The following is a 22,116-nucleotide window of genomic DNA, read 5'->3' on the forward strand; positions in this document are numbered from 1 at the left end:
TGGCTCCCCTAAAATTGGCAGACCCCCTGTATTGTCAACTCTTATGAAGGCAAAAAATGACCGAGATACAGCGCCTGCTTACCGCCACCATCGACGATCTTAACCTCCGCGAAAAGCGCGACAATCGCCCGCGCTTTAGCATTAGCTTTATTCGCAAACATCCTGGACTGTTTGTCGCCATGTATGCCGCCTGGCTGGCGACGCTGATTGTAATGCTGAAGTCCGAAACGCTGGTGGACTCCGTCTGGCTGCTGGTTGTACTGTTTGTCGTCTTTAACGCCTTTTTCTTTTTCGACGTGAATCCGCGCTACCGTTACGAAGATATCGACGTGCTCGATTTCCGGGTCTGCTATAACGGCGAATGGTACAACACGCGTTACGTGCCAGAAGAGCTGATCGAGAACATTATGCACTCTCCGGCGGTTGAAGCCGGGCAAAAAGAGAAGCTGCAGAAAATGGTCTCCACCAAAGGTCAGCTCTCTTTCTATGATGTCTTTACCCTTTCCCGCCCTGCTGCTGCGTAATTAACGCCTGCAGGCGTCGGATCCCCGGCGCAAACTGAGAAGCAGAGGTATTGCCGTAACCTAAAACCAGACCGGTTTGCCCCTGCTTCGCCTCCAGGTAGTACCCGCTCAGCGCAGCGGGTGCCAGCTGAAACGCCCTCGCCTGCTCCACCAGCTTCTGGTCGTCAATACCGTCTATCGCCAGCGTCAGATGCATTCCCCCTTCGCCTGCCAGAATGCGGTGCGGAGAATAAAGCTCTGCGCTCAGCACCTCCCGCAGCTGGCGGTAGCGTTTACGGTAGAGCCGACGCATGGCGGCAAGATGACGTGCGTAATAACCTTCTTCAATAAACAGCGCCAGGGTACGCTGCTCCGCACGATGCCCTCCGCGCAACAGCGAGCCGATGGCCGGGCGAGCCGCTTTCGCCAGCGCTGGCGGTAGCACCATGAACCCCATTCTGAGCGAGGGAAACAGCGTTTTACTGAACGTCCCCAGATACACAACGGGCGCATTGTTGACCATTCCCAGCATCGCCGGTACGGGCTCACCGGCATAGCGGAACTCGCTGTCGTAATCGTCTTCAATGATCCACGCGTTGTGCTGCCGGGCCAGCTCCAGCAGCGCCAGCCGCCGCCGCGCGCTGAGCACGCTCCCGTAAGGGAACTGATGCGAAGGTGAGGTAAAAATCATTGAGGGCGCAGGCGCATCCAGCCCTTCCCAGCACATTCCCTCGTCATCAACCGGTATTCCCGTCATTGCCAGGCCAGTTTTAACAAACGCACTCTTTGCCCCGCTATAGCCGGGGTTTTCTACCCAGGCGACATCGCCAGGCTCGCTTAACAGCATCGTGCAGAGGTTGACGCCTTCAAGCGCCCCTTCGGTTATCGCAATCTGGCTGGCGTCGCAGTCGATACCGCGGGACAGGGCGAGATGCCGGGCAATCGCGGCGCGCAGCGACGGCTCGCCGGCCGGGTCGCCATAGCCTAACAGGGCACTCCCCTCCTCGCGCAGGACGCGATCGTACAATCGCCGCCACAGCGGCAAGGGGAAATAGTTAATGGCAGGCGTTCCCGGCGTAAACGCCATCACCGGGGTGTCGCGCGGCACGGGCGCGGGCAGCAGGGCGACCCGTTTTGTCAGACTGACGTCAGGATCCGGCAATGTCCGGGCAATCGTACGATGAGCGAATTGCCCCACCCGCGTACCCTGACGGTTACGCAGCAAATAGCCTTCGAGCGCGAGCTGGTCCAGCGCCGCATTGACGGTGTTTCGGGAAACCGAGATCTGCTGCGCCAGCGTTCGCGAACCGGGCAGCTGGCTGCCGGACCGAAGCCTTCCGCTCAGTATGGCCTCCCGCAAAGCGAGATAGAGCGCGCGCTGAAGCGTCTCCTGCCCACGCTTTTTCAGCGCAGCATGGAGCAAAGTGTAAAGCTCATCACCCGGTATATTCATCTTCCCTCCTTGTGGTACCAGAAAAACATAGCCTGGTGGTTCTTTTTAAGGAACCAGCAATTCACTAATCTGGAGATCTTTTCAACGTCATGGAAATAAAGATGAATACATTCAACGAGTTTGGACAGCCTGTAGGCGAAGCCCTTATCGACTGGCAGCCTCGTCAGCACCCGTCCCGGGTGGTCCTTCAGGGTCACTATTGTCGGCTTGAGCCGCTGCGCGTGGAGCATGCCCACGCGTTGTTCTCCGCCTATTCCCTGGCCGAAGATACCCGCAGCTGGACGTGGCTGCTGCGTGAACCCGATGCCAACGCAGAGGATTTTGCCGAATGGGTGGCGAGCGTAAGTGAGTTATCCGATCCCATCCACTTTACCGTTATGGATAACCGGACCCAGTCTCCTGTCGGGACGCTGTCCCTGATGCGGATCGATCCTAAAAACGGGGTCGTGGAAGTGGGGCACGTTCACTTCTCTCCTCTGTTAAGCCGCACGCCAGGGTCGACAGAAGCGCAGTATCTGCTGATGCGATACGTGTTCGATACCCTGGGGTACCGGCGTTATGAATGGAAGTGCAATAGCCTGAACGAGCCTTCCCGTAAAGCGGCGCTGCGTCTGGGCTTTCAGTTTGAGGGGCGCTTTCGTCAGGCGCTGGTCATAAAAGGCCGTAACCGGGATACCGACTGGTTTTCGATTCTCGACAAAGAGTGGCCGGCGCTGGCGAGCGCCTTTGAAAGCTGGCTTGCCACCGACAATTTTACTGCCGATGGCAAACAGAAAAGATCCCTGGAAAGCTGGCGAGAAACGCGCGTTTAGCGTCTTTTTTTACGTCCCTGAACCGCCTTAAAGCGCGGATTAGATTTGCAAATCACGTATAAGCGTCCCTTGCGTTTGACTATCTGGCAATCCGGGTGACGCTGCTTTGCACTTCGTAATGAGTTAAGTACCTGCATGGTTAGCCCCGCTTCGCATTGAGAAAACCGCCAAAACGCTTGCGGAAGCGCGCTGCGCTGCCGTCCGTGGAGAACGTTTTCTGCTTACCGGTATAAAACGGGTGCGATTTTGAAGAAACCTCGATGGTGATGTACGGATATGTCTCACCGTCGAGTTCAATTTCGCGGTCGGTTTTAATGGTTGAGCCGACTTTAAAGTATTCATTAGCGCTGGTGTCGTGGAATACCACGGTGCGATAGGCTGGGTGAATATCGGGTTTCATCGTAAATCCTTTATGTTTTGTTATAACATAACAAAATAATATCCAGGCGAGGTTGAAAAAACAACCCCTCTCTTCTGACGATAATTTCTCGTATGCCTGAGATAAAATGAAAACCATGCCAACCACGTGCTATAACTATATCATTTCGCGGTAAAATCTTTCTCTTCAGGCAGGGAACTCAATGCCCAGGAACGGGTATACGAGGAAGGACACGACAGCATGAAAACCCGACATCTGGTCAGTCTGGTGACTGGCGTACTTATCTTTTCTGTGCTGGTCCCCATTTGCCTGAGCATCTGGCTGGCCCATCGCCAGGCGGAAGATAAATTCGCCGATGCGCTGGATAACTATGCCTCCCGCGTGCTGGTACGCACCGACAGGGTTGTGGATCAGGCAAAAGAAGCGCTCGATCACCTGCAGGCCTTTGAGGGCGTGCCGTGTAGCCCCTTGCAATTGCGGGAAATGCGCCGGGTCGCTTTCTCGTGGCGATATGTCCAGGAAGTGATTTATATCGACAACCTTCGACCGCTCTGCTCCTCCCTGGAGCAAACCAGCCATGCGTCCCCTTTCCCTCCTCCAATGCGCATTACCGAAGATGGTTACAGCGCGTGGCTGACCACGCAAAACGATCTTGGGTTTAACCGCTACATGACGGTGCTGGGAAAAGGCCACTACCTTGTCATGATCGATCCTGCCTCGCTGGTGGACGTGATCCCTTTCGGCGAGATAGCGATTGATGCCGCCCTGGTAGGAAGCGCAACGCATCGCATATTTGCCAGCAGCAGCAAGCTCGACTCTCACATCCGCGACATGGTTCAGGAGCGGGGTGTGAAAAGCGTGCAGTACAACGGTTCAATGTACGTCATGAAGTCTGTACCTGAGCTTGGATTTACCGTCGTCGCATGGGCAACGCTCAAACCGCTGGCTGAAACCTGGCACCGGCAGCTTCTTTTCTGGTTACCGTTCGGCATGTTGATAAGCCTGCTCGCCGCACTGTTTGTCCTGCGGATCCTGCGGCGTATCCAGTCGCCGCGCAATCGCCTGCTTGACGCCATTAACAGCCGGGATTTTGTGGTCCACTATCAGCCCATCGTAGCGCTCTGTAGTGGAAAAATTGTGGGCGCTGAGGCGCTAACGCGCTGGCCGCAGCCGGACGGAAGCTGCCTCTCTCCGGATATTTTTGTCCCTCTTGCCGAGCAAACGGGGCTCATCTCGAAGCTGACGCAGTTAGTCATCGAAAAGGTGTTTGAAGATATGGGCCACTGGCTGCAACGCTATCCGGATCAGCATATCTCCATTAACCTCGCCCCTGCCGATTTAACCTCCGGCATCCTGCCGCCTCTGTTGAGCCAGCTCCTGAACAAGTGGCAAATCCACCCCCGGCAAATCGCCCTTGAGCTCACCGAGCGCGGCTTTGCCGATCCCAAAATTAGCGCACCGGCTATCGCCGCATTTCGTCGTTCGGGCCACCCTGTCTATATTGATGATTTTGGCACGGGCTATTCCAGCCTGAGCTATCTGCAGGATCTGGACGTCGATACGCTAAAAATTGATAAATCGTTCGTAGATGCGCTGGAGTATAAAAATGTGACGCCGCACATCATTGAAATAGCGAAGTCGCTGAAGCTGGCGATGGTAGCGGAGGGCGTCGAAACCGCAGGGCAACTCGCCTGGCTACACCAACACGGCGTGCAGTACGGGCAGGGGTGGTACTACAGCAAAGCGCTGCCAAAAACGGAATTTATTCTCTGGGCAGAAAATAACCTCGGCACGCACGCTACTTGAGATAGGATTTCATCACCCGCAACACCACGCCAAGATCGGCTTCACGCTGCGCTTCTTCAGGCTCTTTCACCACATGATCGGTTAAATGCCCTTCGATCACCTGCATCATCATGCCATTCACCGCCCCGCGGATCGCCGCCAGCTGCTGTAACACCTCGGCGCATTCGTGATCGCTGTTGAGCATTTTCTCCAGCGCGGTGCTCTGCCCCTGAATTTTCTTCAGGCGAGTCAGTAACATCTTCTTGTCGCGAACGGTATGTGACATCTCTGTCTCCCTTATTTTTTGGCTTTTAAAGCATACCACGCTCTACTCCCCCTGAGTATTTTTCTACTGGGGGGTAGTATTACGCTACTGGGGGGGAGTAGTATCTCCGCACGCTTTCCACTCCGGAATTTCCCATGACCGATTTTGCTTCACTCCTTCAGCAGGGCAACGCCTGGCTGTTTGTTCCCAGCGCTATCCTGCTCGGTGCGCTACATGGCCTGGAACCGGGCCATTCAAAAACAATGATGGCCGCCTTTATTGTTGCCATCCGAGGCACGCTGAAACAGGCGGTGCTGCTCGGCCTGGCGGCCACGCTCTCCCATACGGCGGTGGTCTGGCTCGTTGCGATGGCGGGATTATGGTTTGGTCGGGGCTGGGATGCACACACGTCCGAACCCTGGTTCCAGCTGATTTCCGGGGTGCTGATCGTTGCGATCGCCCTGTGGATGGCGTGGCGAACCTGGAAAGAGAGCCAGCCGCACGATCATCATCATCACGACCATGATCACCACCACCACCATGACCATGACCATGACCACCATCATGATCATCATCACCACCACGAACACACGCTGGTTGAAGAAGAGTGGCAGGACGCCCACCAGCGCGCTCACGCGCAGGATATTAACCGGCGCTTCAGCGGTCAAAACGTCACCACCGGACAGATCGTGATGTTTGGCCTGACCGGCGGGCTTATTCCCTGCCCGGCGTCCATCACCGTACTGCTGATCTGCCTGCAGCTGAAGCATTTCGCCCTCGGCGCGACGCTGGTGTTCAGCTTCAGTATTGGTCTGGCGTTAACGCTGGTCGCTTCCGGCGCGATTGCCGCCTTAAGCCTCAAGCACGCGACCAAACGCTGGCCCGGGTTTAGCGAATTCTCCCGTAAAGCGCCGTGGATCTCCGCTGCGCTGATTACCGTAGTAGGGATTTACATGAGCCTGCATGGCCTGAGCGGCATTCTGGCGTAAGACTGCGGCCACGCTCTGTGGCCGCATCTTCATGGTCAGTTAAGGGTTCTGCTGCCAGCTGAAGGTATAGCGAAGCTGGCGTGTCTGCAGGAGGAATTCCGGCGAGACGCTGGGGCTCCAGGAGTCGTCGCCGCCCACGCCCATATGGAACGCATCGAGATTGAGCCAGCATCCCGGCTCTTCGCGCAGCAGATGATGATGGGTTGTCTCACGCAGCTGCTGCTGGCCGTAGCGGCTCACCGAGAAATGGAACCGGCCGTTCAGCTGATGCGTTCCCACCACAAGCTCCCGGGTATCGCAGCGCAAACCATTTTCCGTCGGGAAGATATACGGCGTGTGCATGGCCTCGAGAGGTAATGTCCAGCGACCCTGCTGCGCCGCCAGCTTTCTGTCCGGGTAGTTTTCATGCGGCCCCAGCCCCAGCCAGTGAACGTTTTCCGGCGTTTCGGCAAGATGAACGCTCAGGCCAACGCGCGCGGGTTCAGGGATATCAGACGCAACATCAATCTGAATATCGCCATGCAGAACGCCCCGATCGTCCACCCGCCAGACTTTACGGCTCATGAACAGGGCTTTGCCGCGATACTCAAGCACGTGCTGGGTTGTGACCACCACGTCGCCTGCGTGCTGCCGTGCCTCACAGTGCAGAACGCGCGAGGTGAGTTCGTACATGCCCGCCGCTTTCCAGCGTTCAACCCAGGCGTTCGGATCGATCTGCGTCGCTTCACTCACGCCAATGTCGTTGTCCAGCGGCGCGCGGCTGACGTTGTCCGTCAGAGGTGAAAGGAGCGTTTCAACGCCATTTCGCCACCATTGGGACAGGTTTCCGGTTGCGCGATCGAACTGCCAGCGCTGTTGACGATGGGCGATCTCCAGGATGAGCTCGTTTTGCGTTAACACCGGCGGCTCGCCCGCCGGGACTGGCGGAGCAATAAAGAGGGGAGCCGGAAGCGGCCACTGCTCCCACGCGCAGCGATGGTCAGCCGGAGACCACGGCGTTGCCCGCGGCTGGCGTACTTCAACGTTCAGCCAGATCTCACCCGGCCCGGCGTTCAGCGCCGGCAGGTCAATCTCCAGACGCTGGGTGCCTTCAGGCGCCATCGAGAGCGTCACCTCGCCCGCGGCCAGCACGTCCCCGTCCCGGGCAACCGTCCAGTTCAGCACTTCGTTATCGGTGTGGCGGAACAGGTAGCCGCTTTGCACCTCAATCACCAGCGGAGAGGTGCTGACCCGCGTAAAGGTAAAGAACTGCTGGGCACGCTGCGCCTCGTACAGCGCCGGATGCGGCGTGCGATCGGGGAACACCAGCCCGTTAAGACAAAACTGCCGATCGTTCGGCTTATCCCCGAAGTCTCCGCCGTAGGCCCAGAACGCGTTGCCCTTTTCATCCCGTTTCGTCAGGGCCTGATCGACCCAGTCCCAGACAAACCCGCCCTGCAGGCGAGGATGGCTGCGAAACGCTTCCCAGTATTTCGCAAACCCGCCGAAGCTATTTCCCATCGCGTGGGCGTATTCACAGAGGATCAGCGGGCGCGTTTCGTCCGGCATGCCGATCCATTTCTTGATTGACCATTTAGGCACTGCCGGGAAGGGCTGATCCCGATCGACCCGGGCGTACATCGGACAGACAATATCGGTCGCCGCCGTGTTCGCGCCGCCGCCTTCATACTGCACCGGACGCGTAGGATCGGTGGTTTTCAGCCAGCGGTACAGCGCATCGTGATTCGCGCCGTGGCCCGACTCATTGCCCAGGGACCAGATGATAACCGAGGGATGATTACGATCGCGCTGCACCATGCGGGTCACGCGTTCGCTCATGGCGGGCAGCCAGCGCGGATCGTCAGCAAGGCGGCTCATCGGCACCATGCCGTGCGTTTCGATATTGGCTTCGTCAACGACGTACAGCCCGTAGCGGTCGCAAAGCCGGTACCACATGGGATGGTTCGGGTAGTGCGAGCAGCGCACGGCGTTGAAGTTGTGCTGCTTCATGATTTCGATATCGCGGCGCATGGTCGCTTCGTCCATCACCTGGCCGTTTTCCGGATGATGCTCGTGTCGGTTAACCCCGCGGATTAGCAGCGGTTTACCGTTAAGCTTCAGCAGGCCATTGCCGATCTCAACGCGGCGGAAGCCCACGTCGCACGCCTCAACCTCCAGCACCTCACCCTGCGGGTTAAGAAGCGCAATCGTCAGGCGATACAGTTCTGGCGTTTCAGCGCTCCAGAGCGCGGGCTGGTCGACGGGGATCGCCGTCGTTAGCCGCTCTGCCCAGCTGCCGCGCTCGTCGACGATGGCAGATCCTGGCCGCCGGGAAACGCTGGCGCATTTTTCACCCCTGCGCCACAGGGTCATGACCACCTCGCAGTCTGCAAAGCCAGCGCCTGTCAGCGCGACATCCATCTTCAGCACCGCGCGGTCCAGCTCCGCATTCAGGTCCGTCACCACGTGATAATCGGCAATCTGCGTCTCGGGTTTATGCAGCAGCGTCACATCGCGGAAGATGCCGCTCATGCGCCACATGTCCTGATCTTCCAGATAGCTGCCGTCGCACCAGCGCAATACCATGACCGCCAGGCGGTTCTGCCCGGGGCGCAAGGCCGCCGAGAGGTCAAATTCGGCGGGCAATCGGCTGTCCTGGGAATAGCCCATCCACTGTCCGTTGCACCAGAGATGGAACGCGGAGTTCACGCCGTCGAAGATGATGCGGGTCTGCCCGCTCTGAAGCCAGGCGTCATCCACCTCAAATGTGAGCGAGTAACAACCGGTCGGATTTTCCTGCGGCACGAAAGGCGGGTTAACGGGAATGGGATAGGTGACATTGGTATAGATGGGCGTGTCGAAACCCTGCATCTGCCAGTTAGACGGCACGGGCATCGCAACGGCATCGGCGCAATCTTCGGTTACCCATGCCTGAGGAACCTGCTCCGGCGCGGTAAAGAAGCTAAACTGCCACACTCCGTTCAGAGAGTGCCTGCTGGTCGATCCAGCGTCCTCTCTGGCAGAGTGTTCATTGCGCCAGCTGTGCAACGGCGCGTGTGCGGCCAGACGGTTCCACTGGGTGACGCCAGGATTTTCCCAGTCCCGACGGGCCAGAATGGCGCTGAGGGTCAGCGGTGAAGTGGTGGACATAGTAACCTCTTTGCGAAGCGCTCACAATTTTGGTTAACATGCCCTGGCACCGGGCAACGGTAAAGCGTTCAATCGCGGGGTAGCGAGTCCGATCACAAAGTTTTATTTGCGGGCAATCTGCTCGGCAAGGAGTGCCAGGCTTCTGAGCTGCTGCGCCAGATCCTCGCGTTCGGCCTGCTTCGGATTGCGGCGCGCGCTGGAATGACGGGTAACCAGCGTCACCGGCAGCTGAACCTGCCGGCACGCTTCGCCCCCGGAAGGCGCCAGCAGCCACTCCACGCTGCGTTCGCCTGCCTCGCGAAACGCCTGACGAATGGTTGTCAGCGGCGGGGAAAACCAGGCGCTGTCGGCCGTATCGTCAAACCCAACCACCGAAAGCTGGCCAGGTATCGCGATCCCTTTTTCCGCGCAGGCGCGCATCGCCCCGAGCGCCATCTGATCGTTCGCCACCAGAATCGCGTCCGGTAATGCCGCACCCGACAGCAGCACGTGTCCCTTCTCATAACCGCTGGCCGCGCTCCAGTCACCGTAGGCCACAGCCGTCGCGTTAAGACCCGCCTGCGCCAGCGTCGCTTTCCAGCCCGCCAGACGCGCCCGCGCAGAGACCGAGCTTTCCGGCCCGCTCAGCAGGGCAATGCGCTGATGCCCCAGAGAAAGCAGATGCTCAACGCCCAGACGCGCCCCCTGCTCCGCGTTAAACACGAGGCTGTTTACCCGCGCTGAGGGCGATACATCGAGGAACAGCACCGGGACGGGGGACGCCAGCGCCCTGAGCTCTTCGGCGTGCGGATCGTCAAGCGGCACATTCACCAGCAGCGCGTCCACCCGCTGTGCCAGCAGCGCCTGAAGCGCGGCCTGACACTGCCGGGGTTGCTCCACCATTGAAATCAGGACGCTCGCCCCCTGTTCCGCCGCACGCGATTTGACCGCCGACACAATTTGCGAAGGAGCGTGCAGGGCCAGGTCGGTGGTGATGAGGCCCAACGTACGGGTGCGTTTCCCCGCCAGCTGCTGCGCCCGAAGGTTAGGAACGTAGTGCAGCTCCGCCATCGCCTGCTGCACCTTTTCTCGCGTGCGGGCAGACACATGTTCCGCGTCGTTAATGACGCGGGAAACGGTCTGATAAGAAACCCCCGCAAGGAGGGCGACATCATAGAGAGTGATTGCTTTCATGCTTTCTGGCATCGCGATTTTCGAAGCGTCTATTCTGGCACAGCGACGCCGTTAAAACATGTGAGCGCTTCGTAAAATTAAACAACCCGCTCCGGCTGGGGTATTTCCGCAATGCGTGGCTTCTGGCGGAACCAGGGCAGGCAGAGCTGGATAAGCGGGCCAATGGTCAGTGCATACAGTACGGTTCCCACCCCAAACGTGCCGCCAAGCACGCACCCAATCAGCAGAACGGACACCTCAATTGAGGTACGCACGCTGCGAATGGACCACCCCAGTCGGGCGTGAATGCCGGTCATCAGGCCGTCGCGCGGGCCTGGCCCGAAACCGGCCCCGATGTACATGCTGGTCGCAATCGCGTTCATCACGATGCCCGACACCAGGAAAGCAATTCGAACGGGTAACGAATCCAGCTCCGGGATAAGCGCCATGCTGGCGTCCGCCGCCAGGCCGATACAAATCACGTTGCTGATCGTGCCAAGGCCCGGCATCTGGCGCAGCGGGATCCACAGCAGCAGCACCGCCGCGCCGGTCACAATGATCACCGTCCCGATAGTCATCCCCAGCTGCATCCCCACCCCGAGGTGAAACACATCCCAGGGATCGACACCCAAATCGGAACGAATAAACATTGCGGTGGAAAGGCCATACAGTCCTAAACCGACATAGAGTTGTAGCAGACGACGTACCATTTTTATCTTCTCCAGTGAACCAGGCTTTCATCCTGACCTAAAATGGCACTATGATTAATGTCCAGTTTTCAAATAGTGGACTGCATATGTCATCACGTCGCTTCGGAAGCCAGTCTCTGGTACGCCTTTTAGGCCACTGGCAGCAAGCCTCATCCCGCACCCCGCTCTGGCGACAGCTGGCCGACGCGCTGCGTTTGTTAATTCTTGATGGGCGTCTGGCACTGAATACGCGGCTGCCGGGCGAGCGTGAGCTGGCCACGGCGCTGGACGTGAGCCGAACCACCATCAGCAGCGCGCTCGCCCACCTGCGTGAAGAGGGGTACCTTGAAAGCCGCCACGGCAGCGGGTCGCGGGTCATTCTCCCGGACACGCGCGCCGTTCCCACCCTTTCCGCGGCGAGCGCCGCACTGGATCTCTCCACTGCCGCCCTGAATGCCGGGCCGGAGATCCATCAGGCTTATGCCCATGCGCTCACGGCCATTACCCCGCTTCTCTCGCTGACGGGCTACGATCAGCTGGGGCTACCGACGCTGCGGGAGGCCATCGCTGCGCGCTATACCGCGCGGGGCCTTCCCACCCGCGCAGACGAAGTGATGGTGGTTAATGGCGCCGTCAGCGGCTTTGCGCTGGTGCTGCGGATGATGACCGGGCCGGGGGACCGCGTCGTGGTCGATCATCCCACCTATCCGCTGGCGATTGCCGCCATTCAGGGGGCGCAGTGTCGGCCAGTCGGGGTGTCGCTGCCGGAAACCGGCTGGGATACGGATGGCTTTGCCGCAACGCTTGCCCAGACGGCGCCGCGCCTGGCCTACCTGATGCCAGATTTTCATAATCCGACCGGGCGCTGTATGGATATCGCCACCCGTCAGGCCATCACGGATATTGCAGCCCAAACCCGCACGGCGCTGGTGGTGGATGAAACGATGGTGGATCTCTGGTTTGATGCGCCTCCCCCGCCACCGCTGGCCGCCTTTAACCCGCAGGCCACCGTCATCACCTTAGGCTCTGCCGGAAAAAGCTTCTGGGGCGGGCTGCGTCTCGGCTGGATCCGTGCCTCATCGCGCATCATCGCCACCCTTGCCCAGACGCGGGATACTCTGGATTTAGGCTCGCCGCTGCTCGAACAGCTGGCAATGCGGTGGCTCATTAACAACAGCGAGACGTTTCTGCCCGCACGCCGGAAGATGCTGGCGGAACGGCGCGATCGATGTGGTGACCTGCTGCGCGAACATTTCCCGGAGTGGAAATTCCACGAGGCGGAAGGCGGGCTCTCTTACTGGATAGAGCTTCCGGGCATGCTGGCGACACAGCTTGCCGCGCGGGCAGAAATAATCGGGATTAACCTGGGAACCGGGACGCGATTTGGTTTATCGGGGGCGTTTGACCGCTATTTACGTATGCCCTTCTCGCTGGAATCGACAGAGCTTGAGCAGGCGTTGCTGAGGATCAAACCGTTATGGCTCGCCTTGAATAAAAACGTGCCATCGTTAAAACGCAGCGTGATCTAATATTAAAATATTAGAAGCAGATCATAAAATAAAAACTGCTGACTGTAACATATGCAGTCAGCAGTTTTCACTGGTCAGGGTTTAATGCTGAGGAGGAATAGGAAAGCCTTTTAGTGAAATAACGAAGTTATCACCGTCTTTCTTAATTTTTGCACCGGTATCACACCAGTCAGACGCAATTCGAAAGAACTCATCGCTTCCAACATTCCAGCCAAGACGTACATGCTTCACGTAGCCTGAACGCAACAGATCGCAGGCCTCGTTGTAGTCACTGGCGGTTGACAGTTGTTGTTTCATTTTCTCTTCTTCAGAAGTTTACGTAGGGCCTTGATTTCTTTAGGAGTAAAAGGAGAAACACTCTCTTCTTCCGTATGCTGATTATCAATATCCTCTTCCGATACTCCCGCCTCTTCTACTGCTTCGAACGCCAGCAGCAGCAGTTTCTCTGTCGTCACGCTTAAATTCTCGTTATTGACTTCCGCATAGTGGCGAAGCCTTTCTTTTAGCGCGTCATCAATCTTAACGTTTAATACCGCTGTAGCCATGTTTGTCACTTCCCTTCGGAATAAGTACTTTATTTAATACACGAACTTAACAATCTTATCCAGATATATATTTTTTTGAGTTATGGAAGAAAATAACCGTCCGATTATAAAATGACAGTCTATTATTACAGGTTTATGACAATAATATTTCAGTGTAATGAAATATATATTACACGATACAGGTGTAGTTTTATTGTGGAGTAATGATGTAAGGGAGAGGTGAAGCTGAAGGATCTTATGAGGCCACAAATGGGTGGGGGCCCTGCCAGCTAAGCCTTTTCGAATAAAGCCCATGTATTTCAATGCACTAAACAGCAGTGAGGCTATGAATTTGTATCACCATAAGGAGACACGGGCAAGCTATTTTCTCATGCGACAGACACAAAAAAGCCGGGTTGCCCCAGCCTCAGATTGCATTCTTCTTTCTCAACTTCAACAGAGCTTCACTGATAGCCTTCTCAAGCATTGCGACAGCAGAAGAATTGACCGCATCCATTACAGACATTTGCAGGTCGGAGCCTGGTTTGCGATATGGTTGCACGTCTGCCGCTGTAATACGGTCCTGAAAAGCATAAAGCGGAGCTTCAATCAGGTGATTGCTGGCGCTACGCTTAGGAATGCTAGACCACTACAGATGAAATCGCTGTTGTCTACCCCGCTTCGCATCAACGCTCCGAAAAGCAATATCTGACAATTCCAGTCAAGTACTTATAAGAACCATTATGTTAAATAGACCAGAAAACGAACAGTAAAACGCTCTATTGTGCCAAGTTTCCCTGTTGTTATGCCCTATGGGATGAAGTGGTGAAGTGCATTGCTGGGAGTGTCGGCTCTGCGATATTTCTGCAAGAGAATAAGAAATTATTGAGGGATCGTCTGTCAAGTCAGGCACATGGCCCAGAGAGCCGTAGGATATTTTCAGCAAGAGCATGTAAGCTGGATCGGCAAATAGCAGGGACACCCACGAGGTGGGTTGATGAGTTGCCGGGAGTTTTACCCGGCAGACAGTTAGACTGATTAGTTAAAGGTGCAGTTGCCGCCAGACGGAGCACCGATGAAAAGCTGCATCTTTTCGCAGGTCACGGTGATCTTCTGCCCCTTTTTCAATTTCGACGCCTGTGCCATCTCTGAATCAGCCATACTCAGGCTGACAGGCATGAAGCGATTACCACTTTCAAGTTTAAGGACTACATCATTTGCGAAATTTTTTGTTATGTCCTGAACAATTCCGGTCATTTCCACCTTACGACCACCAATCTTGTCATCCGCTGCAACTTCATTAGCGCTGTACAGTTTCGCCAGAGCTTTTGCTGTTGTACGGTAAATGCCCTCATCAGAAGCTGGCACTTTGGGTTTACTATCGGCAACCTGAGATTGTTCCGGATTAGTCATACTAGCAACGACCGTTTTTATAAACTCTTTTTGCATCATGGTATAGGCCGCTGCACCACCACAACTTTCAATCGCGATTTTTTCTTTGGTGATAAGTTTACCTTTTTCCTTCAGTCCGTTGCCGAAACCAGCCCCCAAAACGATAGCATTGTGTACATTATCGTAACTCGCCGTGTCCTTCTTCATACCCTTCGTTGCCCGTTTGATCAATACGTCCTCAGAACCACCTTTCAAGGTTTGTTCACATCCAGCAGTAATCAACGTTTTGACATAGGCCGCCAGGTACTCAGGGTATGGTTGTACATCTGTAGACGGAACGCCTTCAGAGAAGGACGAGAAGGAAAAGAACATAAGAGGTAATGCAAGAATCTTTTTCAAAACAGCCTCCATAGCTGAATAGATTAAGTGCACCAACGGTAGGTGCCTCAACGCAATTAATTACTTTAATCGATCAAAATAATAAAATTGATCGTTAAAATTGATCAATTTGGTTACTATAATCTTCCAAGGATGTTTACTCGGATTGCCATTTGGCATTGTAGAAGGCAGATCATTCTAGGGGGAATATATGAGAGGAATTCTATTGATTTGCGGTACTCTGGTGGCTTTTTATGCAATGGCAGGCAAAATCACCATGCAACTGACAGAACAGACCCAGACTGCCAACGGGACGCTGTGTCGCTATTCCAATTCAATCTACGATTTTATGTACAAAACGAACAGCAAGCATTGTCCAAACGTGAAAACATTCTCTACAGAGGACAAGTAAGGTTAAATTCTGTCAAAATCAGAATTGCAGCGGCGGCAATGCCAATGCTTATAGTCGTATGATCCCATCATACCGATGACCTTCTCCCTTGCTTCCATGTGGAATTTAATATTCTCACTTTCATAGCATTTAGGGCAAAATGCTATTTCATCACCCTCTTTCCACCAAACACCGTTTTGGAAAATGAAGACTTGCTTATCCTTTAACTGCTCCTCTAATTGCTTGTTCTTTTGTTCTGCATCAAAAAGTAGCGCTTGGGTGGTGATAACTTCCATCTTAACACTTGCAAGCTCTGTCATGAGGTTTGCAAGCTCAAGTTTAAGCGTCGCCTTATCAAGCTCACCGCCATCATCTGCAAGTTTCTTTGCGATACCGACAGCTTTATCAATAATGCCAACAGCGGCAGCTGTACTTGCTAACATTCCAGACATATTGTTTCCTTAAACTAAAATTCGATTCATTACTGCTTCAGACGCAGTTTTACCATAACTGACTAAATCCATAGGCCCGACGTAATTCACATTTGGAGGGAAGGTTCGGTACATGTATTTATGCGCCGTTGCCGCTGCTGCAATCGCCGTATCAAACTCAGGTGTTGAACCGTTCAAAAAATGTTCAGCGTTAAAATGCGCGATTACATTGCTTCTGAATTCAGTCATTTTCTTCCAATAAGCATGAAATTCGGTTGGCGTCGTTCGCAGTTCTTCGAATAAAAACTTTCGAAACCCATCGTGATCATCGATTACACATTTCCAGTGAGTAGCCTCAGCATCAGATCCAAAAACTTTGCACCAGTGTATCGCCGCATCACCAATCAAGGCATTGCAAACTCCCCTGAACGGGAATAAATCACCAGTCCCACGATCCAGGTGTTCTAGAACGTTAGCCAGCGCGAAAAAAGTGTGGATGGATCGTGAAAATATCGTTAAGCACATCATACTGTTTTCAATCGCTTGTGCCTTTTCAACATCCATGCCTTTACCCCTACTTTTTTAGTGATTTTATATGGTATGCATAATAAACAAGCACTGAATAATGGTATTAGTATTAATTAGTAAGTTTATCAATCATATAGCTAGATATGACCCCCGCCATCTCAATGGCAGCTTTTGCCTCACTTTCTTTTATTGTTGGTAACCAAGGCCTACCATGTCCAGTTCCCTGCTTATTTCTCAATTTATTGATACCAATGGCAGTGTTAAACATCCCCCGCTCCATTGTATGATGAGGAGCTTCAAGATTTTCGATCTTATCTTCTGGTGTGGCTAATCCAAGAGCGATGAATGCCTGTCCAAGCAAGGCAGGAAAATTAGCTTGTTGAGGATAGGTCCCAAATTTTTGGGTGATAACATGTGCTGCTGTTGCTTCCAAAAGATCCTTACTGGTTCCAGAGAGAAGTGCAGCATCTTCAGCACCGCGCCTCGCTCTATCAGCATATTTTCTCAATGCTTCAGTTAATTCACGCCCTCGAAGACCTTCAATACTTTGACGAACTAAAGAGCCTTCTTCTGTCAAAATTAGACCTTGTTCTCTAAAGGCTTCAATTGCCCCTTGGATGGCATCGCGTCCCGCATAGTTGGTCGACTCTGGTCTAAAACCTCCAGCTACTTTAACATCCTGCAAAAGCGTCAATGCCAGTTTATATCCAGCTTCAGGATCGTTATCCAATGCCCAAGAGAGGACAGCACGAACACGTTTAGTCTTACCTACAACTTGCTGATTTTTTGGATCAACATGTGATAAGCAATGTCTTTCAAAAGCATAACTCAAATCTGAATGAGAAGGTGACCTAGGGGCATCCGCCTGTGCATCTCCAACAAGACGAGCTATTGCAACCAAGATGATCTCGGTAAGAACAAATTTCATAATTAATCCCTTATTATTCCGGCCTTATATCGATAACGACTTTATCCCTACAAAGCTACCAGCACAACCATCATAGATACTCCACCAATTCAACCAATCGCGAGACATCAACGCCCTTCCCGTATCGATTGTACGTGATCGTTGCATTCGAGTGTCCGAGCACCTGCGAAGCGAACTGTTCAGGGAAACCATTCTGTTTAAATGTTGTGGCGGCATAGTGGCGCAGTGAATGATATTCAGGCAGGCTATGCTTGCCTCTGAACCTCGTAAACCAACGGCTGAAATAGTGACCATAGCTACCAAGATGCAAGGTTAGCTCAGGGAACAAATGTCCTTTCCTTTCTTTGGTGAAATCAAGCAGACCAAGCGTCAGCAGTTGCGAATGGATCGGAACGAACCGCCGTGAACTGTCGGTTTTGAGCGTCTGATTCGGATTCAAGTTATCAACACGGAGGCACCAAACCCCGTCAACTTTCATCACGTCATTGTGGTAAAGCTGGCAAATCTCATTCTGCCTCATACCAGAATAGCGACCTATCAGAATGATCCACCGCTTCCAATCTTTCACGCCATGCAAAGCAATGTGCAACCGTTTCAAATCGTTGAACGTGTATGCAGGACGGCGATCCATCGGTGCGGTTGTTTCCTTAACACCCATCCCCTCAAATGGGTTTCGAATCTCTTCGTCCGTGCGAGTTGCAAGCCCTTTGAAAAACGCCGAGTTCTTTTTGATGTAACGGTTTCTGGTGGATGCTGAACCTTCAAGATCATCGACAAATGCCGCCGCGCTTCTCTTGCTGAAAGGCTCTTTTGTAGAATTCAGATATGCATTTACGCACCTATTGATCGTCAGTATTTCCCGTTCACCAACCTCTCCTGTTTTAGCCTTGGTGTACTTATCAAGCTCGCTCTTCAGGCTCTTGAAAGGCTTTTTCTGTTGTGGTTGTTGGAAGGAAGCAGACGGGGTTGCAGTGTGTGCCGGGATGGACTGCGGAACGCAGTGGAAAGGTTGTGAGGTGAGATATTTCTCCACACGGAGCAAAGCTTCACGCTTGGAACGTGTGCGAAGAGAAATACGAATTTCACGGCGTTTCCGAGGTGTCAGGTAGACCCTACGGTAGTACCAGATCCCGTGACGGGAAAGCATCAGATGCGACATTGATTAGCGTCCTAAGTGATACACGAAAGTTGTATCACCGCCGTTTCAATGCACGAAAACAGAGGGTTACATGATGGATATCATGCACTTAGCAGAAATGGGTGGGGGCCCTGCCAGCTACATCCCGGCACACACGTCGTCTGCCCTGGCTGCTTCCTTCCGGACCTGACCTGGTGAACAGAGTAGCGTTGCGGGAGAACCAACAGAGCCCCCATTGAGAGCGTTGATAACCAACGCGCTGGCGCATTATCCCTGTGCTAAGGCCCAATTGCAAGCGACCAGCAACCGGATGCTGGTTTCTTGCGCAAACAGGCGCAGCAATCATGAAGATCTTCGTTTACCATAGCTTTCCAGAAACTCCCCACAGGTAAAGGTATGGACGAACACGACTCCTTTCCACAGCGCGTATGGCAAATCGTGGCCTCAATCCCGGAAGGCTACGTCACCACCTATGGTGATGTCGCGCGTCTGGCCGGTTTCCCGCGCGCGGCGCGACAGGTTGGAGGCGTCCTGAAACGGCTGCCGGAAGGCAGTACCCTGCCCTGGCATCGGGTGGTGAACCGTCATGGCGCCATTTCACTCACCGGGCCGGATCTTCAGCGTCAGCGTCAGGCGTTACTTTCAGAGGGTGTGCAGGTGTCAGGGTCGGGTCAGATCGATTTGCAGAAGTTTCGCTGGGTGTATTGACCCCTCTCCCGGAGGAGAGGGGAAATGCAGAAATTACATCTGAGTCGGTGGAGTTGGCAGAGACGGCTGATTGGTCTGCGGTGCGACCGGCACTTCGGTCTGCTGCACCGGCACCAGGTTCAGATCGATTTTTGTCCCACCGTTGTTGATCGCTTCCTGGACCGTATCGGTGATAAAGACCAGCTTGCCGTTGATGGTTACCGCTGCGCTCAGCAGGATACGGGCGTTAGGCTGCACGTCCGACGGGTTATACGGCAATACGAAGCTAAACGGCGCCTGCTTGCCTTCAGTACGAACGGCACGCTGGGCAACGACTTTCGACGGCGCGTCGGCCAGAGAAGCATCAGACAGCGTTACGGTTAATACCGCATCCGGCGGCAACGCCACTTTCTGTTTAATCCAGATGGTACCGGAAACATTAGGCTGCTGAATGGATTGCTGTGAAAGGGTATTAATCCCGTTCGGGTCGGCTGCTGGTACTGGCACTTGGGCGCTTTTACCGGCACAGGCGGACAACGCCACCGCAATAGCTACACCACTTAGCATGGGCACGAGTTTCATTGAAGTCTCCTTATCAATGCACCAGCGGGATCGATCCCATCCGATGTCGTTTCAATCACATAACGTATTCAAGTGTGGCACAGATCACCGATTTATGCCTGAAAACGTGCCGATATTCAGATTATTCTACCCATCGGACCACTTTCATTTCTGCGTTATACTCTGCCTATCTTTCGCTACGGCGTTTATTGAGGACAACTATGAGTCAGGCACTGAACAATCTGCTGACATTACTGAATCTGGAAAAAATTGAGGAAGGACTCTTTCGCGGACAGAGCGAAGATCTCGGCTTACGCCAGGTCTTCGGGGGGCAAGTCGTTGGACAAGCTCTGTACGCAGCAAAGGAGACTGTCCCGGCAGACCGTCTGGTGCATTCATTCCACAGCTACTTCTTACGCCCTGGCGATAGCGCAAAACCGATTGTGTATGACGTTGAAGTCCTGCGAGACGGCAACAGCTTCAGCGCACGCCGCGTAGCGGCCATTCAAAACGGCAAGCCGATCTTTTACATGACCGCCTCTTTCCAGGCGCCGGAACCCGGCTACGAACATCAAAAAGTGATGCCCCCGGCTCCGTCGCCCGACTCTTTAAAATCAGAGACGGATATCGCCCGCGCGCTGGCGCATCTGCTTCCGCCGCAGGTCAAAGAGAAGTTTCTCTGCGATAAGCCGCTGGAGATCCGCCCGGTTGAGTTCCACAACCCGATGAAAGGCCATACCGCCGAACCGAAGCGCCAGGTCTGGATCCGTGCCAACGGGACCGTGCCGGAAGATTTCCGCGTGCATCAGTATCTGCTCGGCTATGCGTCAGATTTCAACTTCCTGCCGGTGGCGCTGCAGCCGCACGGCGTTGGTTTCCTGGAAAAAGGGATGCAGGTCGCGACGATCGATCACTCCATGTGGTTCCACCGTCCGTTCAACATGAATGAGTGGCTGCTTTACAGCGTGGAGAGTACGTCAGCGTCGAGCGCGCGCGGGTTTGTGCGCGGGGAGTTTTATACTCAGGATGGCGTGCTGGTCGCGTCTACGGTGCAGGAAGGGGTAATGCGTAATCGCGGGTGATTGTGTGCGGCCTGATGCCCTCACCCTGACCCTCTCCCACGGGGAGAGGGAATACACAATAAAAACGGCAACCTGGGTTGCCGTTTTGCTGTTTATCAGGCGTTATACGCATTCTCGCCGTGGCTGTTGACGTCCAGGCCTTCGCGCTCCTGCTCTTCCGGTACGCGCAGACCCACCGTCATATCCGCCAGCTTATAGCCAATGAAGGCCACAACGGCAGACCAGACAACGGTGATAGCAATACTTTCCAGCTGCACCAGCACCTGATGAACCATGGTCACGCCTTCTGCGTAGCCCACGCCACCGAGCGACTTCGCGGCAAAGATACCGGTCATGATACAACCTACGATGCCGCACACGCCGTGAACACCAAACACATCGCATGGGTCGTCAACGCGCAGCACACGTTTCAGTGCGGTCACGCCCCACAGACCCGCCAGACCGGAAACCAGGCCGACCAGCAGCGCGCCACCCACGCCGACATAACCGCATGCTGGCGTAATGCCAACCAGACCGGCAATGGCACCCGAACAGGCACCCAGCAAAGAAGGTTTACCGCGTACCGCCCACTCGCCAAACACCCAAGAGAGGATTGCACCCGCCGTGGCCACAACGGTGTTCACGAAGGCCAGCGCGGCGATTTCGTTTGCTGCACTTGCCGAGCCGGCGTTGAAGCCAAACCAGCCAAAGTAGAGGATAGCCGTACCGGTAAACACCATCGGCAGGTTGTGCGGTTTAAACGCTTCTTTACCGAAGCCCACGCGTTTGCCAATCAGGTAGGCACCCACCAGACCCGCTACCGCGGCGTTGATGTGTACAACGGTACCGCCCGCGAAGTCCAGCGCGCCGTGCGTTGCCAGCAGACCGCCACCCCAGACCATGTGCGCAATCGGCACATAGGAGAGCGTCATCCAGACCACCACGAAGATCAGCACGGCAGAGAAACGAATACGCTCGGCGAGCGCGCCCACAATCAGCCCGACGGTAATACAGGCGAAGGAGCCCTGGAACGCAACGTGGATGTACTGATAGAAACTGCCCATCAGCGCGGTCAGCTCAATATTTTTCAGCATCACCCAGTCGAAGTTACCAAAGAACGCGTTGCCCGTACCGAACGCCAGAGAGTAACCGTAAACCACCCACAGCACGCAGACCAGTGCGAACGTCACGGCAACCTGCGTCAGCATGGAGAGAACGTTTTTGCCACGGATCAGGCCGCCGTAGAACAGCGCAATGCCCGGAATTGACATGAACAGCACCAGCGCGGTGCTGATCATCATAAAGGCGTTATCGGCTTTGTCGACCACCGCAGGGGTAGCAGCCAGCGCCAGGCCCGGCAGCAGCGCCAGCGAACCCAGACCCGTTTTAAGTGTTGCTATCTTCATTTTCTC

At 54.7% G+C, this 22,116-nt stretch carries 22 protein-coding genes, 1 other RNA gene and 1 pseudogene; 7 read left to right on the forward strand and 17 right to left on the reverse strand.

Going from position 1 to position 22,116, the window contains the following annotated elements; translation table 11 throughout:
• Positions 1–56 precede the first annotated feature (56 nt).
• Positions 57–524 carry a YlaC family protein gene (locus M2422_RS09440; protein ID WP_023310598.1) on the forward strand — a complete coding sequence of 156 codons (468 nt, stop codon included), beginning with the start codon at positions 57–59 and terminating at the stop codon, positions 522–524.
• On the opposite strand, the gene M2422_RS09445 is transcribed toward M2422_RS09440, so the two are convergent.
• A complete protein-coding gene (locus tag M2422_RS09445) occupies positions 496–1,956 on the reverse strand; it encodes a PLP-dependent aminotransferase family protein (RefSeq protein ID WP_064673434.1) in 1,461 nt (486 codons plus the stop codon). The genes M2422_RS09440 and M2422_RS09445 overlap by 29 nt on opposite strands.
• 101 nt (positions 1,957–2,057) lie before the next feature.
• Here M2422_RS09445 and M2422_RS09450 point away from each other — a divergent pair, with 101 nt between their 5' ends.
• The gene (locus tag M2422_RS09450; protein WP_064673435.1) at positions 2,058–2,768 is read left to right on the forward strand and encodes a GNAT family N-acetyltransferase; all 711 of its coding nucleotides are present in this window, start codon (positions 2,058–2,060) and stop codon (positions 2,766–2,768) included.
• Here the strand turns inward: M2422_RS09450 and ykgO are convergent.
• Together ykgO and M2422_RS09460 are read right to left on the reverse strand one after the other, a co-directional pair.
• Positions 2,765–2,905 (reverse strand): type B 50S ribosomal protein L36, encoded by a 141-nt coding sequence (gene ykgO / locus M2422_RS09455; protein WP_003859006.1) that lies wholly within the window; start codon positions 2,903–2,905, stop codon positions 2,765–2,767. The two genes, M2422_RS09450 and ykgO, sit on opposite strands and share 4 nt — an antisense overlap.
• 2 nt (positions 2,906–2,907) lie before the next feature.
• On the reverse strand, positions 2,908–3,168 hold the full coding sequence (locus M2422_RS09460; RefSeq protein ID WP_010428154.1) for a type B 50S ribosomal protein L31: 261 nt from the start codon (positions 3,166–3,168) through the stop codon (positions 2,908–2,910).
• A 219-nt stretch (positions 3,169–3,387) separates the two neighbouring features.
• Between M2422_RS09460 and M2422_RS09465 the strand changes: the two genes are divergently transcribed.
• On the forward strand, positions 3,388–4,953 hold the full coding sequence (locus M2422_RS09465; protein WP_047061248.1) for an EAL domain-containing protein: 1,566 nt from the start codon (positions 3,388–3,390) through the stop codon (positions 4,951–4,953).
• Here M2422_RS09465 and M2422_RS09470 read toward each other — a convergent pair.
• The gene (locus M2422_RS09470; protein WP_023310594.1) at positions 4,946–5,218 is read right to left on the reverse strand and encodes a metal-sensing transcriptional repressor; all 273 of its coding nucleotides are present in this window, start codon (positions 5,216–5,218) and stop codon (positions 4,946–4,948) included. The two genes, M2422_RS09465 and M2422_RS09470, sit on opposite strands and share 8 nt — an antisense overlap.
• A 134-nt stretch (positions 5,219–5,352) precedes the next feature.
• On the opposite strand from M2422_RS09470, the gene M2422_RS09475 reads away from it, so the two are divergent.
• Complete coding sequence (locus M2422_RS09475; RefSeq protein WP_064673436.1) at positions 5,353–6,186, forward strand: nickel/cobalt efflux protein RcnA; 834 nt, start codon at positions 5,353–5,355, stop codon at positions 6,184–6,186.
• A 39-nt stretch (positions 6,187–6,225) separates the two neighbouring features.
• On the opposite strand, the gene M2422_RS09480 is transcribed toward M2422_RS09475, so the two are convergent.
• The 3 genes from M2422_RS09480 to M2422_RS09490 all read right to left on the reverse strand — a co-directional run bounded on the left by M2422_RS09480 (position 6,226) and on the right by M2422_RS09490 (position 11,177).
• Complete coding sequence (locus M2422_RS09480) at positions 6,226–9,315, reverse strand: beta-galactosidase (RefSeq protein WP_064673437.1); 3,090 nt, start codon at positions 9,313–9,315, stop codon at positions 6,226–6,228.
• Positions 9,316–9,417: 102 nt separating this feature from the next.
• Positions 9,418–10,488 carry a LacI family DNA-binding transcriptional regulator gene (locus tag M2422_RS09485; protein ID WP_064673438.1) on the reverse strand — a complete coding sequence of 357 codons (1,071 nt, stop codon included), beginning with the start codon at positions 10,486–10,488 and terminating at the stop codon, positions 9,418–9,420.
• A gap of 77 nt (positions 10,489–10,565) precedes the next feature.
• Complete coding sequence (locus M2422_RS09490) at positions 10,566–11,177, reverse strand: YitT family protein (protein WP_023310590.1); 612 nt, start codon at positions 11,175–11,177, stop codon at positions 10,566–10,568.
• Between the two features lie 86 nt (positions 11,178–11,263).
• Between M2422_RS09490 and M2422_RS09495 the strand changes: the two genes are divergently transcribed.
• Positions 11,264–12,685, forward strand: a complete 1,422-nt coding sequence (locus M2422_RS09495; protein ID WP_064673439.1) for a PLP-dependent aminotransferase family protein — start codon at positions 11,264–11,266, stop codon at positions 12,683–12,685.
• Positions 12,686–12,766: 81 nt separating this feature from the next.
• Here M2422_RS09495 and M2422_RS09500 read toward each other — a convergent pair whose 3' ends face one another.
• From M2422_RS09500 to ffs, 8 genes are all read right to left on the reverse strand, one after another.
• The gene (locus M2422_RS09500) at positions 12,767–12,982 is read right to left on the reverse strand and encodes a hypothetical protein (RefSeq protein ID WP_023310588.1); all 216 of its coding nucleotides are present in this window, start codon (positions 12,980–12,982) and stop codon (positions 12,767–12,769) included.
• A complete protein-coding gene (locus M2422_RS09505; RefSeq protein WP_023310587.1) occupies positions 12,979–13,230 on the reverse strand; it encodes a hypothetical protein in 252 nt (83 codons plus the stop codon). Before M2422_RS09505 ends, M2422_RS09500 begins: the two co-directional genes overlap by 4 nt.
• Before the next feature lie 1,017 nt (positions 13,231–14,247).
• A complete protein-coding gene (locus M2422_RS09510) occupies positions 14,248–15,000 on the reverse strand; it encodes an OB-fold protein (RefSeq protein ID WP_064673490.1) in 753 nt (250 codons plus the stop codon).
• A gap of 393 nt (positions 15,001–15,393) precedes the next feature.
• Complete coding sequence (locus M2422_RS09520; protein WP_064673442.1) at positions 15,394–15,822, reverse strand: hypothetical protein; 429 nt, start codon at positions 15,820–15,822, stop codon at positions 15,394–15,396.
• A 9-nt stretch (positions 15,823–15,831) separates the two neighbouring features.
• A complete protein-coding gene (locus M2422_RS09525) occupies positions 15,832–16,365 on the reverse strand; it encodes a hypothetical protein (protein WP_064673443.1) in 534 nt (177 codons plus the stop codon).
• A 73-nt stretch (positions 16,366–16,438) separates the two neighbouring features.
• Positions 16,439–17,257, reverse strand: a complete 819-nt coding sequence (locus M2422_RS09530) for an abortive infection family protein (RefSeq protein WP_064673444.1) — start codon at positions 17,255–17,257, stop codon at positions 16,439–16,441.
• Between the two features lie 70 nt (positions 17,258–17,327).
• Entirely contained in the window at positions 17,328–18,416 is a 1,089-nt protein-coding gene (locus tag M2422_RS09535) for a site-specific integrase (RefSeq protein ID WP_064673445.1), read from the reverse strand.
• A gap of 108 nt (positions 18,417–18,524) precedes the next feature.
• Positions 18,525–18,621: signal recognition particle sRNA small type (gene ffs / locus M2422_RS09540), an RNA gene on the reverse strand.
• 84 nt (positions 18,622–18,705) lie between these two features.
• On the opposite strand from ffs, the pseudogene M2422_RS09545 reads away from it, so the two are divergent.
• Positions 18,706–19,103 (forward strand): annotated as a pseudogene (locus tag M2422_RS09545) (MGMT family protein).
• A 33-nt stretch (positions 19,104–19,136) separates the two neighbouring features.
• On the opposite strand, the gene M2422_RS09550 reads toward M2422_RS09545, so the two are convergent.
• Positions 19,137–19,664 (reverse strand): YbaY family lipoprotein, encoded by a 528-nt coding sequence (locus tag M2422_RS09550; RefSeq protein WP_008503301.1) that lies wholly within the window; start codon positions 19,662–19,664, stop codon positions 19,137–19,139.
• Positions 19,665–19,864: 200 nt separating this feature from the next.
• Here M2422_RS09550 and tesB point away from each other — a divergent pair, with 200 nt between their 5' ends.
• The gene (gene tesB, locus M2422_RS09555) at positions 19,865–20,725 is read left to right on the forward strand and encodes an acyl-CoA thioesterase II (protein ID WP_023334719.1); all 861 of its coding nucleotides are present in this window, start codon (positions 19,865–19,867) and stop codon (positions 20,723–20,725) included.
• Positions 20,726–20,820: 95 nt separating this feature from the next.
• On the opposite strand, the gene amtB is transcribed toward tesB, so the two are convergent.
• Entirely contained in the window at positions 20,821–22,110 is a 1,290-nt protein-coding gene (amtB, locus tag M2422_RS09560) for an ammonium transporter AmtB (RefSeq protein WP_023310584.1), read from the reverse strand.
• Positions 22,111–22,116: the final 6 nt, after the last annotated feature.

The sequence above is a fragment of the Enterobacter sp. SLBN-59 genome, assembly GCF_024807915.1.
Lineage (GTDB): Bacteria > Pseudomonadota > Gammaproteobacteria > Enterobacterales > Enterobacteriaceae > Enterobacter > Enterobacter asburiae_B.

Excerpts from the sequence above, each read along its gene's own strand:
- M2422_RS09520 (WP_064673442.1), bottom strand. The coding sequence starts at position 15,822 with ATGTCTGGAATGTTAGCAAGTACAGCTGCCGCTGTTGGCATTATTGAT.
- M2422_RS09460 (WP_010428154.1), bottom strand. The coding sequence starts at position 3,168 with ATGAAACCCGATATTCACCCAGCCTATCGCACCGTGGTATTCCACGAC.
- ykgO (WP_003859006.1), bottom strand. The coding sequence starts at position 2,905 with ATGCAGGTACTTAACTCATTACGAAGTGCAAAGCAGCGTCACCCGGAT.
- M2422_RS09475 (WP_064673436.1), top strand. The coding sequence starts at position 5,353 with ATGACCGATTTTGCTTCACTCCTTCAGCAGGGCAACGCCTGGCTGTTT.
- M2422_RS09505 (WP_023310587.1), bottom strand. The coding sequence starts at position 13,230 with ATGGCTACAGCGGTATTAAACGTTAAGATTGATGACGCGCTAAAAGAA.
- M2422_RS09530 (WP_064673444.1), bottom strand. The coding sequence starts at position 17,257 with ATGAAATTTGTTCTTACCGAGATCATCTTGGTTGCAATAGCTCGTCTT.
- M2422_RS09550 (WP_008503301.1), bottom strand. The coding sequence starts at position 19,664 with ATGAAACTCGTGCCCATGCTAAGTGGTGTAGCTATTGCGGTGGCGTTG.
- M2422_RS09525 (WP_064673443.1), bottom strand. The coding sequence starts at position 16,365 with ATGGATGTTGAAAAGGCACAAGCGATTGAAAACAGTATGATGTGCTTA.
- M2422_RS09500 (WP_023310588.1), bottom strand. The coding sequence starts at position 12,982 with ATGAAACAACAACTGTCAACCGCCAGTGACTACAACGAGGCCTGCGAT.
- M2422_RS09490 (WP_023310590.1), bottom strand. The coding sequence starts at position 11,177 with ATGGTACGTCGTCTGCTACAACTCTATGTCGGTTTAGGACTGTATGGC.
- M2422_RS09440 (WP_023310598.1), top strand. The coding sequence starts at position 57 with ATGACCGAGATACAGCGCCTGCTTACCGCCACCATCGACGATCTTAAC.
- tesB (WP_023334719.1), top strand. The coding sequence starts at position 19,865 with ATGAGTCAGGCACTGAACAATCTGCTGACATTACTGAATCTGGAAAAA.
- amtB (WP_023310584.1), bottom strand. The coding sequence starts at position 22,110 with ATGAAGATAGCAACACTTAAAACGGGTCTGGGTTCGCTGGCGCTGCTG.
- M2422_RS09480 (WP_064673437.1), bottom strand. The coding sequence starts at position 9,315 with ATGTCCACCACTTCACCGCTGACCCTCAGCGCCATTCTGGCCCGTCGG.
- M2422_RS09450 (WP_064673435.1), top strand. The coding sequence starts at position 2,058 with ATGAATACATTCAACGAGTTTGGACAGCCTGTAGGCGAAGCCCTTATC.
- M2422_RS09445 (WP_064673434.1), bottom strand. The coding sequence starts at position 1,956 with ATGAATATACCGGGTGATGAGCTTTACACTTTGCTCCATGCTGCGCTG.
- M2422_RS09485 (WP_064673438.1), bottom strand. The coding sequence starts at position 10,488 with ATGAAAGCAATCACTCTCTATGATGTCGCCCTCCTTGCGGGGGTTTCT.
- M2422_RS09535 (WP_064673445.1), bottom strand. The coding sequence starts at position 18,416 with ATGTCGCATCTGATGCTTTCCCGTCACGGGATCTGGTACTACCGTAGG.
- M2422_RS09465 (WP_047061248.1), top strand. The coding sequence starts at position 3,388 with ATGAAAACCCGACATCTGGTCAGTCTGGTGACTGGCGTACTTATCTTT.
- M2422_RS09470 (WP_023310594.1), bottom strand. The coding sequence starts at position 5,218 with ATGTCACATACCGTTCGCGACAAGAAGATGTTACTGACTCGCCTGAAG.
- M2422_RS09495 (WP_064673439.1), top strand. The coding sequence starts at position 11,264 with ATGTCATCACGTCGCTTCGGAAGCCAGTCTCTGGTACGCCTTTTAGGC.